This is a genomic window from Micromonospora sp. Mcm103 (assembly GCF_024519755.1).
GTDB lineage: Bacteria > Actinomycetota > Actinomycetes > Mycobacteriales > Micromonosporaceae > Micromonospora > Micromonospora aurantiaca.
Genome location: NZ_JALJRJ010000021.1, coordinates 64,152 through 76,803, shown reverse-complemented (window position 1 = coordinate 76,803; position 12,652 = coordinate 64,152). Strand labels below are relative to the sequence as shown.

The window sequence follows — 12,652 nt, the reverse complement described above, 5'->3', positions numbered from 1 at the left end:
GCGAAGGCCCCGCCCCCGATGGACGGCGGGGCCCGCACCGCTCAGCCGCGGCCGAGCTTCTCGGTCGGGGTGACGCGGACGATGACGCGCTCCTCGCCGGGGCGGCGCCAGGGGTAGGTGTCCTGGCCCAGGTACTTCTTCGCCATCCGGTCGATGTGCTCGTCGGCGCCCTCGGTGACGAACTCGACGGTGCCCTTGATCCACAGAGTGCGGTAGTCGTCGGCCTTGTCCGCCACCGACACCGCGACCACCGGGTTACGGGACATGTTCAGGTACTTCTGCCGGCCCTTGGCCGTGTTGAACACGACGTGCTCACCGTCGGTGTCCACCCAGACCGGGGTGACGTGCGGGGTGCCGTCGGCCTCGACCGTCGCCACGTGCGCTAGCTGCGGCTCGCCGAGCAGGGCCAGGTCTTCTTCGTTGAGGATCGCCATGGTCGGAAACTACCCCGCGCGGTGCCCTCGTATCGGGCTTCGTGTCTGGATCGTGGTGGCCGTATGGGCACGCTGGGGCTCCGGGCGGGTACCGTGTGCGCTGGCCTCGGCGGCGGCCCGCCGGGGGCGCACCCACCCACCCTGCAGGGAGTCGACGTGAGCGAGCGTGTGGAGAACCGGTCGGCGGGCCAGGCCCCGGCCACCAAGGCACAGCGGCGGCTGGCCGCCCAGCTGGCCGAGAAGAAGGCAGCCGAGGCGCGTCGCCGACGGCAGTCGATCCTCGGCGCGGCAGTGGGCGTGCTCGCGGTGGTGGCCCTGGTCGGCGGCCTGGTCTGGCTGAACAGCGGGGACGACGACAAGGCGTCCACCGCCGGCTCCTCGGCCAGCCCCACCGCACCGGCCGAGCCCACCGCGCCCGCCCAGGAGCTGCCCGCCGGCATCGACCCGGCGCTGAAGACCAAGCCGACCGTGCAGGCCGGCACCGGTGAGCTGAAGAAGCTCACGGTCACCACGCTCGTCAAGGGCACCGGGCCGGCGGTGAAGGCGGGTCAGAACATCACCACGAACTACGTGGGCGTGTTCTACAAGGACGGCAAGCAGTTCGACGCGTCCTGGGACAACGGCCAGCCGGCCACCTTCCAGATCGGCGTGGGCCAGGTCATCAAGGGCTGGGACCAGGGCCTGGTCGGCGTGCCGGTGGGCAGCCGGGTCCAGCTGGACCTCCCGGCCGAGCTGGCGTACGGCAACGACGCCGCGGGCGGCCGCCCGGCCGGCCCGCTGCGCTTCGTCGTCGACGTGCTGGCTGCGCAGTAGATCACTCCGGGCTTCCGTCCGGTCACCCAGCGGCAGTAGGTTCATGGTCACCACGGGCGGCACGTCCGTCCGTGGTGATCTGCCCACCGACGCGGAGGTGCACGTGGCGGCGCTGGACGAGGCCGGGGTGACCCGGCAGATGTGGACGCTCTACGAGCCGGTCCACGCGGTGACCTACTTTCACCCCCGGGCCCGGGCCGCGTTCGAGGCGGTCGGGCTGCGGGGCTACTGGCGCGGCTACTTCGCCGGCCGGGCCGCGCCGCTCGGGGCGGTCGACGCGCCGGCGGTGACTGCGGCGTTCTTCAGCTTCGCGCCGGCCATGGTGGCCCGCGCCCTGCCGTCGGTGTGGCGTCTGGCCACCCCGGAGGAGGCGCTGCGGGCCCGGCTCACCGGTGGTGTGCAGGCGCTCGCCGAGTTCACCTACGAGCTGCCCGAATCGCACCTGGTCGAGGCCGCCGACCTGCTGGAGGAGGCGGCCGGGCGGGTGGACACGGCCGGGCGGGTGCTCGGCGCGGTGAACGCCGCCCTGCCCCGGGGCGAATACCCGCTGGCCCGGCTCTGGCAGGCCGCCGCGACGCTGCGCGAGCACCGAGGCGACGGGCACGTGGCGGCGCTGGTGACCACGGGCCTGGAACCGGTCGAGGTGGTGGCCTGGCGGTGCCGGGTCGACCAGTCGCGCGAGTTCCACCAGCCGGCCCGGGGTTGGACCGACGAGCAGTGGACCGCCGCCGAGCAGCGCCTGGTGGACAAGGGCTGGCTGACCGACGACCTGGACCCCACGGCGTACGCCACAGAGACGTTCCGCGTGGTCGAGGAGGCCACCGACCGGGCCGCGTCGGGTCCGTGGCGGGCACTGGGCGCGGAGCGTACCGCCCGGCTGCGGGAGCTGCTGGAACCGATCGCGACGCGCTGCCGCACGATCATCCCGGCCAAGGCCCCGATCGGCCTTCCGGCGCAGCGTTCGGCGAAGGCGGCGCAGCCGCACTGAACCGGGCCGCCGACTGGGGCAGGATGGCGGAATGGTGGACGCGGTGCTCTTCGACCTGGACGGCGTGATCGTGGACTCCGAGCCGGTGTGGGAGGAGGTCCGGCGGGCGTACGTCGCCGAGCACGGCGGCGTCTGGCAACCGGACACGCAGCGCCGCCTGATGGGCATGAGCACCGGCGAGTGGGCCGCCTACCTGAGCGGTGAGCTGGGCGTCGACAGGTCGGCCGAGCAGGTCGCCACCGAGGTGGTGACCGAGATGGCCCGGCGGTACGCGCAGCGCGTACCGCTGATCGACGGCGCCGACGCGGTCGTGCGCGGCATGGCCGCGCGGTGGCCGCTGGGGCTGGCCAGTTCCTCGCCGACCCGGCTGATCGCGGCGGCGCTGGACGAGACGGGCCTGGCCGGCGCGTTCGGTGCGACGCTGTCGACCGAGGAGACCGCCCGGGGCAAGCCCGCGCCCGACGTGTGGCTCGCCGTGGCGCAGCGGCTGGGCGTCGACCCGGCGCGGTGCGTGGCGGTGGAGGACTCGTCGAACGGGGTCCGCTCGGCGGCCGCCGCCGGGTGCCGCGTGGTGGCGGTGCCGCACGCGTCGTACCCGCTCGATCCGGACGCCGAGGCGCTCGCGGCCGTGCTGCTCCCCTCGATCGGCGCGCTCACTCCCGACGTGGTCGAGTCACTCGACCGCGGTACGGCGGAATGATCGGTAGGCGGCGGGGTAGCGCCATCACGCGACGACGGTGAGGGGACGGCGATGAAGGCGATCGTGTACGAGCGCAGCGGGGACGCCTCGGTGCTCCAGGTGGTGGAGCGGCCGGTGCCGGAACCCGGGCCGGGCGAGGTGCTGGTGCGGATGGCCGTGTCGGGGGTGAACCCGACCGACTGGAAGGCACGCCAGGCGTGGCCGCTGCCGGCCGGCTGGCAGATCCCGCACCAGGACGGCGCCGGGGTGGTCGAGGCGGTCGGTGAGGGCGTGGACCGGACGCTGATCGGTGAGCGGGTCTGGGTGTGGGAGGCGGCGTGGCAGCGCCCGTGGGGCACTGCCGCCGAGTACACGCTGGTGCCGGTCCGGCACGCGGTGCCGCTCGGTCCGGCCTCGTTCGACCTGGGTGCGGCGCTCGGTATCCCGTTCATGACCGCGCACCGCTGCCTGACCGCCGGTGAGTTCATGCCGGACAAGCTGCACGCCGGTGCGTTGAGCGACCACGTGGTGCTGGTGCAGGGCGGTGCGGGCGCGGTGGGAAACGCGGCGATCCAGCTCGCCCGCTGGGCCGACGCGTGCGTGATCGCCACGGTGAGCAGCCCGGAGAAGGCGCAGCTCGCGGCGGCGGCGGGCGCCAGCTTCGTGATCAACTATCGCGAGCAGGACGTGGTCGAGGAGGTCCGCAAGGTCGCGCCCGACGGGGTGCACACGATCGTCGAGGTGTCCGCCGCCCGCAACGCCGCCGCCGACGTCCGGATGCTGCGTACCGGCGGGGCGGTGTGCGTGTACGCGGACGACGGCGGCGACGAGGTGACGTTGCCGATCCGGCCGCTGATGGGCCCGAACGCGCGCTGGCAGTTCGTGCTGATCTACACCGCGCCGAAGGTGGCGAAGGCGCAGGCGGTCACTGACATCGCGGCGGCGGTGGCGCAGGGCGCGATCCGCGTCGGTGCGGAGGCGGGCCTGCCGCTGCACCGGTATCCGCTGGCGGAGGCCGCGGCCGCGCAGCAGGCGGTGCAGGACAGTGTGGTGGGCAAGGTGCTGGTGAGCACCGCCGACGAGTAGGCGACCGGATTTCCCCGACAGCCGGACAGACGCGAACAAGTTTCGCAACAATGACGGTGCGGGTCACCCCGTAACGGACGGGCGGCCCCGGCGCGGTGCGAACGCCGGGGCCGCCCTCTGGGAGGAATGTCCGTTGGGAACGCGTTCCTACCCGTGTAGGCGACGGTACGCCGCGAAACGTTACGACGCGGTCAGTTCCCGCACGTCGAGGCCGCCGTCGGCGTACCGCGAGCGCACCACCTTCTTGTCGAACTTGCCGACGCTGGTCTTCGGGACCGCGTCGATGAACGCCCAGCGCTCCGGCAGCTGCCAGCGCGCCACCGAGCCGGCGAGGAAGTCCCGCAGCTCCTCCGCGGTCACCGAGGCGCCCTCGCGGACCACCACGGTGGCCAGCGGCCGCTCGTCCCAGCGCTCGTCCGGTACGCCCACCACGCAGGCCTCCAGCACCGCCGGGTGGGCCATCAGCGCGTTCTCCAGCTCGACCGAGGAGATCCACTCCCCGCCCGACTTGATCACGTCCTTGGCGCGGTCGGTGAGCGTGATGTAGCCGTCCGGCGACAGCGTGCCGACGTCACCGGTCCGCAGCCAGCCGTCCCGGAACTTCTCCTCGTCCGGGGCGTCGTCGCCGATGTAGCGGGCGGTCACCCACGGCCCGCGTACCTCCAGCTCACCCACCGACGTCCCGTCGGCCGGCAGCGGCTCGCCCAGCGGGCCGACGATCCGCGCGGTCACGCCCGCCGGGACGCGGCCCTGCGTGTAGCGGTAGCGCCAGGCGTCGTCGCCGGTCGCGCCGGCCGGCGCCCGGGAGACGGAACCCAGCGGCGACATCTCGGTCATGCCCCAGGCGTGGATGACGTCGATGCCGTAGCGGTCGTGGAACGCGTGCATCAGCGCCGGAGGGCAGGCCGACCCGCCCACGATGACCTCCCTGAGCGAGGAGAGGTCCACCTCGTGCGCGTCCAGGTAGGCCAGCAGGTCGGTCCAGATGGTCGGCACCGCGCCGGCCAGCGTGGGCCGCTCGGCGGCGATCATCGCGGCGATCGGCTCGGCCTGGAGGAATCGGTCCGGCATGATCAGCGACGCGCCGGAGAGGAACGCCGCGTACGGCAGGCCCCACGACATCGCGTGGAACATCGGCACGATCGCCAGCTCGCGATCGTTCGGGCCGAGCCCGAAGCCCTCCGGCATGCAGACCTGGAGCGAGTGCAGGTAGATCGAGCGGTGCGAGTAGGCGACGCCCTTGGGGTTGCCGGTGGTCCCCGACGTGTAGCAGAGGGCGGCGGCGTCGCGCTCGTCCACCTCCGGCCAGTCGAAGTGGTCCGGGCGGTCGGCCAGCAGCGCGTCCCAGTGGTGCACGGTGATCCGGTCGCCGGCCGCGGCCAGCAGCGGCGCCGGGTCGCCACCGCCGACCACCACCACGTGGGCCACTGTGGTCATCTCGCCGATCACCCGGGCGAGCAGCGGGATGAGCGTGGTGTCGACGAGCACCACCCGGTCCTGCGCGTGGTTGGCGATGTAGGCGACCTGGTCGGGGAAGAGCCGGATGTTGAGCGTGTGCAGCACCGCGCCCATGCTCGGCACGGCGAAGTACGCCACCAGGTGCTCGTTGTTGTTCCACATGAACGTGCCGACCCGCTCGTCGCCGGTCACCCCGCACTCGTCGCGCAGCGCGTGGGCCAGCCGGGCGGCGCTGCGGCCGACCTCCGCGTACGTCAACCGGCGGGGTTCGGCGCCGGTCCAGGTGACCACCTCCGCCGCGCCGTGCACGGTGGAGCCGTGTTCGAGGATCCGGGCGACCTGGAGAGGGGCATCCATCATCGTGCTACGCATGGGTAACAAGGTAGTGGCGGCGGTCACATCTGCGGAACCCCCCGGAATCGGCGAGGTGATCACGGATGATGCGTAGATTGTCCGGGTGAGCATCTCGTGGGCCGACTCGTACGTGGGGCAGCTCCGCGCCCTGGCCGGTGACCGCACCCTGATGTTCGTCGGCGCGCGCGCCGTGGTGCGCGACAACGCCGCCCGGGTGCTGCTGATCCAGCGTTCCGACAACGGCCAGTGGGCGTTGCCCGCCGGTGCCATGGAACTCGGCGAGTCGATCGCCGACTGCGCGGTCCGGGAGGTCCGGGAGGAGACCGGGCTGCGGGCGCTGCGGGTCAGCGCGTTCGCGCTCTACACCGGCCCTGATCGCACCCACACCAACATGTACGGGCACACGTACCAGGTCTTCACCACGGCGTTCCGGGTCGACGAGTGGGACGGCGAACTCGCCCGGTTCACCGACGAGACCACCGACTCCGGGTTCTTCCACCCGGCGGACTTCCCGCACCCGCTGTCGTCGAGCGTGCACGAGACGCTCGCCGACCTCGACGTGTTCGAGCAGACCAACCGGCTGATCCTCAAGTAGCCGCCGGTCACAGCATCGTCTGCGACTTCGCCTCCATGTCGGCGGCGGCCTCGTCCTTCGACTCCTTTGTCAGCGGCTTGCCGCCCGGCGCGGGCGCCTTCCCGCCGAGCGGGTCGGCGCCGCCGGTGGCGCCCTGCGGGCCGGTGCCGCGCAACTGAAGGTTCGGCATGGCCAGCGTGACCAGCACCGCGATCACGGCGATCAGCCCGGTGGTCAGGAAGACCAGGTGCAGCGACTCGACGAACGCGGCCTGGACGGCGGCGCGTACCGGGGCGGGCAGGGCGAGGATCGCCGCCGGATCGTTGATCGAGAAGTCCCCGCCTGCAGTCACCGCGGCGCGCTGTTCCGGCGGGAGCTGTGCCAGCGCACCCGGCAGCCGCGCGGACATCTCCGAGGTGAGCCGGGACGACAGCACCGCACCGAGGATGGCCACGCCGAACGAGCCGCCGAGCGACCGGAAGAACGTCGCCGACGAGGTGCCCGCGCCCAGGTCGCGGACGCTCACCGCGTTCTGCACGGCCAGGATCAGCGACTGCATGCACAGGCCCAGCCCGACGCCGATCACCACCATGTAGCCGAACGCGAGCCAGAGCGAGGTGTCCACCTGGAGCTGCTGGAACAGCAGCATGCCGGCCACCAGCACGGCCGCGCCGGCCACCGGGAACCACTTGTACCTGCCGATCCGGCTCATCGCCCGGCCGGTGAGCACCGAGGTGACGATGACGCCGGCCATCATCGGCAGCATCAGCAGACCGCTGCGGGTCGGCGAGGCGCCCTTGACGATCTGCAGGTAGAGCGGGATGAAGATGATCGACCCGAACATCACCAGACCGAGCACGAAACCCGCGCCGTTGGCGAGCGCGAACGTGGCGCTGCGGAACAGCCGCAGCGGCAGGATCGGCTCCCTGGTCCGGGCCTCCTGGACGACGAACAGCACGCCCAGCACCGCGCCCGCGGCGAACAGCCCGACGATCACGCCGGAGCCCCAGGCGTACTCGGCGCCGCCCCAGCTCAGCGCCAGCAGCAGGCAGCTCACGCCGGCGACCAGCAGCGCCGCGCCGATCCAGTCGACCGTGTGCTCCCGCCGTTCGAACGGCACCAGCCGCATCACGTGCCAGCAGACCACGATGGCGAGGATCGCCAGCGGCACGTTGATGTAGAAGATCCACCGCCAGTTGTTCTCCGCGAAGTAACCGCCGACGAGCGGTCCGGCCACCGACGACACGCCGAACACCGCGCCGAACAACCCCTGGTAGCGGCCGCGCTCCCGGGGCGACACCACGTCCGAGATGATGGTGAACGCCAGCGTCATCAGGCCACCCGCGCCCAGGCCCTGCACGCCCCGCGTGACGATCAGCTGGGTCATGTCCTGCGACAGCCCGGCCAGCAGCGAGCCGAGCAGGAACATCCCGATGGAGAACAGGAAGACCGGCCGGCGCCCGTACAGGTCGGCCATCTTGCCGTACAGCGGCGTCGAGGCGGTCGAGGCCAGCAGGTACGCGGTGACCACCCACGAGTAGTGGTTGATGCCGCCCAGTTCGCCGACGATGGTCGGCAACGCGGTACCGACGATGGTCTGGTCCAGCGCCGCCAGCAGCATGCCGGTCATCAGACCGAACATCAGCAGGCGGATCTGTCGGGCGGGCAATGCGGGACGGGCGGCCTGGGCGGTCATCCCGCTTCCTATCCCACCGGGGGCGGATCATGCCCCCGGTGGGCGTACGAGTTTCAGCGGGCGGCGTGTCGCCCCTCGGCGAACTCCTCGACGATCTTCGCGCAGAACGCCGGCAGGTCGTCCGGCTTGCGGCTGCTGACCAGCCCGTTGTCGGTGACGACCTCCTGGTCGACCCACTTCGCGCCGGCGTTCGTGAGGTCGGTGCGCAGGCTCGGCCAGGAGGTGATGGTGCGGCCCCGCACTACGTCCGCCTCGACGAGCGTCCACGGGCCGTGGCAGATCACCCCGACGGGCTTGCCGGCGTCGAAGAACGCCTTGACGAACCGGACCGCCTCCGGGTCCGTCCGCAGGAAGTCGGGGTTCGCCACGCCACCGGGCAGGACCAGGGCGTCGTACGCCCCGGCGTCCGCCTCCTCGGTGGTGACGTCGACCTGGTACTGCTTGCCGTGGTCGAGGTGGTTGAAGGCCTGGATCGTGCCGGACTCGATGGAGACCAGCTCGACCTGGGCGCCGGCGTTCTCCACCGCCTCCCGGGGCTTGGTGTACTCGACCTCCTCGACGCCGTCGGCGGCCAGGAAGGCGATGCGCTTGCCCTGAAGTGTCGCTGCCATGCTGTTCTCTCCTCTCCGGGGTACGTCTGAGACGGTTCCCCCGCCCGATGCCGCGAAACCGGACGCATCGGGTGGCCCGCGTCGCGTTTGGCCCGACGGCCCGGGGGGATCCGCAGGGGCATGGCAGGAGCAGCAGCGGAAGAGCGCCGGCTCGCCACAGTCGTGGCGAGCTGGCAGCAGCGCCCCGTGCTGGTCGTCGGGGACGCCATGCTGGACGAGTGGCGGTTCGCCGAGTCGGAGCGGCTCTGCCGGGAGGCGCCCGCACCGGTCCTCACCCTGCGGCGGCGGATCTCCGCCGCGGGAGGCGCCGCCAACACGGCGGTGAACGTGGCGGCGCTCGGCGGCCGGGCCGCGCTGGTCGCCCCGGTCGGCGCCGACGTGGCCGGCGACGAACTACACGACTGCCTGGACCGGGCGGCGGTCTGGGACCGTACGGTGAGCCAGCCGGGCCGGCCCACGCCGGTCAAGCGGCGGATGCTCGCCGGCAACCAGATCCTGCTCCGCGAGGACTCCGGCGGCCCGGAGGAAGGGCTGGACGCCGACGGCGTGGCCCGCCTGCTGACCGCGCTGCACTGCGCCACCGAGGAGCTGCGCGCGGTGGCCGCCGGCCAGCCGCTCACGCTTGTGGTCTGCGACTACGGCCTGGGCGCGCTGCCGTCGGCGGTGCGCGCCTGGCTGGTCGCCAACCGCGACCGGTACGGCACTGTGGCGCTCGACGCGCACGACCTGGCCGACTGGCGCGGACTGAACCCGACAGTGGTGACGCCGAGCTTCGCCGAGGCGACCCGGCTGCTGGCCCGCGCCGCCGCCGGGTTCGCGCACGCCGAACGGGGTGCCGTCCCCAGCGGCGACGTGCACCTGGACCACCCGGCCGAGGCCGACGGCCCGTCCGAGCTGATGGTGGGCGCCGCGCCCGGCGGGTCCGGTGAGCGCGTACCGGGCAGCCCGCACCCGACCTCCGGTACGCCCGCCGCCGAGGCCCCTTCCGGCCCGACCGGCGAGCCGATGCCCGGCGAGGAGCGGGTGGCGCTGACCGGCGACGGCCTGAGCGTCACCGGGACCGGCGTGACGGTGAGCGCGGCGGCCGGCGCCGGCGTGGACCGGGCCGTGCTGGCCGAGTCACGCCTGCCCGAGCTGCGCGCGCACACCGGCGCCGACGTGGTGGCGGTGACCCTGGACACCGAGGGCGCTGTGGTCGGCGGCGCCGAGGGCGAGCCCCGGCGCAGCCACAGCACCCCGGTCCCGGCCAGCCACGCGGTGGGCGCCGGGGACGCGTACCTGGCGGCCATGACGCTGGCGCTCGCCGCCGACGCGGGCCTGCCCACCGCCGCCCAGCTCGCCCAGCTCGCCGCGACCATCACTGTGGCCGACACCGGCACCTGCGTGTGCCGGCGGCAGGACCTGCTGGCCGCGCTCGGCACCGGCCCGGACGAGGGCGGGCACCCGGCGCTGGTCGGCGCCGACGAACTGGCCGCGCTGGTGGACGAGCACCGGCAGGCCGGCCGCTCGGTGGTGTTCACGAACGGCTGCTTCGACGTGCTGCACCCCGGGCACGTCCGCTACCTGACCCAGGCCCGTGCGCTCGGCGACCTGCTGATCGTGGCGGTCAACTCGGACGGCAGCGTCCGCCGGCTCAAGGGCCCGGACCGGCCGGTCAACCCGGTCGAGGACCGCATCGCGCTACTGGCGGCGCTGGCCTGTGTCGACCACGTGGTGGTCTTCGAGGAGGACTCGCCGGCCCGGCTGATCGAGGCGGTCCGGCCCGACGTCTACGTCAAGGGCGGCGACTACCCGCCGGAGATGGTGCCGGAGGCGCCGCTGGTACGGCGGCTGGGCGGGCAGGTGCGCACACTCGGGTACGTGCCGGACCGCTCCACCTCGGCGATCATCGACCGGATCCGCGCCCACCCGGTCACTGACACGGTCGGCGAGAGCAGGCCGGCGTGACCCGTCCGCTCGACCCGGGCACGCCCGGACGGTTCCGGCACCACCGGCGGCTCGACGTGCTGATCCCCACCCGCAACCGGCCCGCCGAACTGGCGGTCACCCTGTCCGGGCTGGCCGCTCAGGAGGGCATACCCGGGTTCGGGGTGGTGGTCAGCGACCAGTCCGACGGTGAGCCCGCGTACGCGCACCCGGCGGCGGCCACCATGGTCCGGGCGCTGCGCCACCGGGGGCACCCGGTGCTGCTGACCCGGCGGCTGCCCCGGCGCGGCCTGGCCGAGCACCGGTCCTACCTGCTGGCCCAGTCGGCGGCCGACGCCGTGCTCTGCCTCGACGACGACGTGTGGCTGGAGCCGGGTGCGCTGTCCCGCCTGGTCACCGCGCTGGACGAGCTGGGCTGCGGGTTCGTCGGCAACGCGGTGCACGGCCTCTCCTACGCCGACGACGTCCGCCCGGACACGCACCAGCACTACGAGGAGTGGACCGGGCCGCCGGTGCCGGAGCGGATCATGCCGGGCACGCCGGAGTGGCACAGGGCGTCCATCCACCCGGCGGCGAACCTGCTGCACATCACCGAGAAGCTGAACCTGGCGGCGGGCGAGTGGCGCGCGTACAAGGTCTCCTGGGTCGGCGGGTGCGTGCTCTACGACCGGGCCAAGCTCGTCGACGCCGGCGGCTTCGACTTCTGGGAGCGGCTGCCCGAGCGGCACCAGGGCGAGGACGTCGCCGCGCAGCTCGCCGTGCTGGAGCGCCACGGCGGCGCCGGGGTGCTGCCCAGCGGGGCCTACCACCTGGAGTCGCCGACCACTGTCACCGAACGCGACGTGGAGGCGTGGGAAGTGGTGCTCAGCGAGTCGCCGGCGGAGGTGTGAGCAGCTCGCGGGCCGCCTCGACCACCTCGGCCACCGGCACGTCGGCCACGAACGACACCCGGTGCGGGCACTCGCCGTCGCCGGGCCGGTGCGGGTAGATCCCGGGTGTGCAGTCGATGCCGCAGACCGGGCAGTGGGTGGTCCAGGCAGCGATCGGGCGGTGCCGCCCGCGCAGCGGCGACGCCCCGTTGATCAGGTTGCCGACCCAGAAGACACCGACTGTCGGCGCGCCCACCGCGGCGGCCAGGTGCAGCGGGCCGGTGTCGTTCGAGACCACGAGCGCGCAGTCCGCGTACGCGGCCGCGAGCGCGCCCAGGCTGAGCGTGCCGACCTGGGGACGCACCGGAACGCCTGCCGCCGCCACCACCGCGTCGACCGTCTCCTGCTCGGCGGGGGTGCCGGTGACCAGCACCTCGTACCCGTCTCCGGTCAGCTCGCGCGCGACCTCGCCGAAGCGTTCCGGCGGCCAGCGCCGCCGCGTGTCGGTGGCGCCCGGGTGCAGCGCGACCCGCGGCCGGGTGGGTTCGCCGAGCACGGCGGCGGCCTCCGCCCGGTCGGCGGCGGTGACCTCCAGCGCCGGGGTGATCGTGGTGGCGGGCGCGCCGACCAGGGCGGCCACCTCCAGGTAGCGGATCACCTCGTGCTGGTAGTAGACGTAGCGCAGCCACCGGTCCAGCGGCGGCGCTCCCTCGGCCCGCAGACCGGCGGTGACCCGCGCGCCGAGCCCGGCCACGAACGGGTTCGAGTTGCCGCCGCCGCCGTGCACCTGCAACGCCAGGTCGAACCGTTCGGCGCGGGCGGCGGCCAGGAACGCCGGGACGTCACCCGGCGACTCGCCGGGCCCCGGGTCGCGGATGCCGGGCACCGCCGGCACCACCAGCACCCGGTCCACCGGGCCGGGCCGGTCGCGCCAGAGCACCGCGTGCCACGGCGCGCCGAGCAGCACGATCTCCGCCGACGGGTACGCCGACCGCAGCGCGTCCAGCGCCGGCAGCACGAAGATGAAGTCGCCGAGCGCGTTGGCGCGCAGCACGGCGATCCGTTCGACGTCAGGGACTCGCTCGCCGACCGGTCCGAGCACCGACGACGGCCCCAGGTCGCGGCGCGGCGAGTCGGAGTCGCCCGACGGGCTGGTCACGCGGT

The 12,652-nt window shown here is 73.5% G+C and carries 12 protein-coding genes; 7 read left to right on the top strand and 5 right to left on the bottom strand.

Going from position 1 to position 12,652, the window contains the following annotated elements; translation table 11 throughout:
• Positions 1–41: 41 nt before the first annotated feature.
• Positions 42–434 carry a PPOX class F420-dependent oxidoreductase gene (locus OC439_RS23830; protein WP_120572015.1) on the bottom strand — a complete coding sequence of 131 codons (393 nt, stop codon included), beginning with the start codon at positions 432–434 and terminating at the stop codon, positions 42–44.
• 63 nt (positions 435–497) lie between these two features.
• Between OC439_RS23830 and OC439_RS23825 the strand changes: the two genes are divergently transcribed.
• From OC439_RS23825 to OC439_RS23810, 4 genes are all read left to right on the top strand, one after another.
• Entirely contained in the window at positions 498–1,247 is a 750-nt protein-coding gene (locus OC439_RS23825; protein ID WP_262015373.1) for an FKBP-type peptidyl-prolyl cis-trans isomerase, read from the top strand.
• Between the two features lie 139 nt (positions 1,248–1,386).
• The gene (locus tag OC439_RS23820; protein ID WP_262015408.1) at positions 1,387–2,235 is read left to right on the top strand and encodes an SCO6745 family protein; all 849 of its coding nucleotides are present in this window, start codon (positions 1,387–1,389) and stop codon (positions 2,233–2,235) included.
• A gap of 31 nt (positions 2,236–2,266) precedes the next feature.
• Complete coding sequence (locus OC439_RS23815) at positions 2,267–2,935, top strand: HAD family hydrolase (RefSeq protein WP_262015372.1); 669 nt, start codon at positions 2,267–2,269, stop codon at positions 2,933–2,935.
• Positions 2,936–2,986: 51 nt separating this feature from the next.
• Complete coding sequence (locus OC439_RS23810) at positions 2,987–4,000, top strand: NADPH:quinone reductase (RefSeq protein WP_262015371.1); 1,014 nt, start codon at positions 2,987–2,989, stop codon at positions 3,998–4,000.
• Between the two features lie 180 nt (positions 4,001–4,180).
• On the opposite strand, the gene OC439_RS23805 is transcribed toward OC439_RS23810, so the two are convergent.
• Entirely contained in the window at positions 4,181–5,815 is a 1,635-nt protein-coding gene (locus OC439_RS23805; protein WP_262015407.1) for a fatty acid--CoA ligase, read from the bottom strand.
• Positions 5,816–5,915: 100 nt separating this feature from the next.
• Between OC439_RS23805 and OC439_RS23800 the strand changes: the two genes are divergently transcribed.
• Positions 5,916–6,407, top strand: a complete 492-nt coding sequence (locus OC439_RS23800) for an NUDIX domain-containing protein (RefSeq protein WP_018785677.1) — start codon at positions 5,916–5,918, stop codon at positions 6,405–6,407.
• Between the two features lie 7 nt (positions 6,408–6,414).
• Here the strand turns inward: OC439_RS23800 and OC439_RS23795 are convergent, their stop codons facing one another.
• Together OC439_RS23795 and OC439_RS23790 are read right to left on the bottom strand one after the other, a co-directional pair.
• On the bottom strand, positions 6,415–8,082 hold the full coding sequence (locus tag OC439_RS23795) for an MDR family MFS transporter (RefSeq protein ID WP_262015370.1): 1,668 nt from the start codon (positions 8,080–8,082) through the stop codon (positions 6,415–6,417).
• 53 nt (positions 8,083–8,135) lie between these two features.
• Positions 8,136–8,693, bottom strand: a complete 558-nt coding sequence (locus tag OC439_RS23790) for a type 1 glutamine amidotransferase domain-containing protein (RefSeq protein ID WP_194798915.1) — start codon at positions 8,691–8,693, stop codon at positions 8,136–8,138.
• 120 nt (positions 8,694–8,813) lie between these two features.
• Between OC439_RS23790 and rfaE2 the strand changes: the two genes are divergently transcribed.
• Both rfaE2 and OC439_RS23780 read left to right on the top strand, forming a co-directional pair.
• The gene (gene rfaE2, locus OC439_RS23785; RefSeq protein ID WP_262015369.1) at positions 8,814–10,640 is read left to right on the top strand and encodes a D-glycero-beta-D-manno-heptose 1-phosphate adenylyltransferase; all 1,827 of its coding nucleotides are present in this window, start codon (positions 8,814–8,816) and stop codon (positions 10,638–10,640) included.
• Positions 10,637–11,509 carry a glycosyltransferase gene (locus OC439_RS23780; protein ID WP_262015368.1) on the top strand — a complete coding sequence of 291 codons (873 nt, stop codon included), beginning with the start codon at positions 10,637–10,639 and terminating at the stop codon, positions 11,507–11,509. The genes rfaE2 and OC439_RS23780 overlap by 4 nt, the downstream gene beginning before the upstream one ends.
• On the opposite strand, the gene OC439_RS23775 is transcribed toward OC439_RS23780, so the two are convergent.
• Positions 11,484–12,647: a glycosyltransferase family 9 protein gene (locus OC439_RS23775; RefSeq protein WP_262015367.1), complete on the bottom strand. Its 1,164-nt coding sequence runs from the start codon at positions 12,645–12,647 to the stop codon at positions 11,484–11,486. The genes OC439_RS23780 and OC439_RS23775 overlap by 26 nt on opposite strands.
• Positions 12,648–12,652 lie beyond the last annotated feature (5 nt).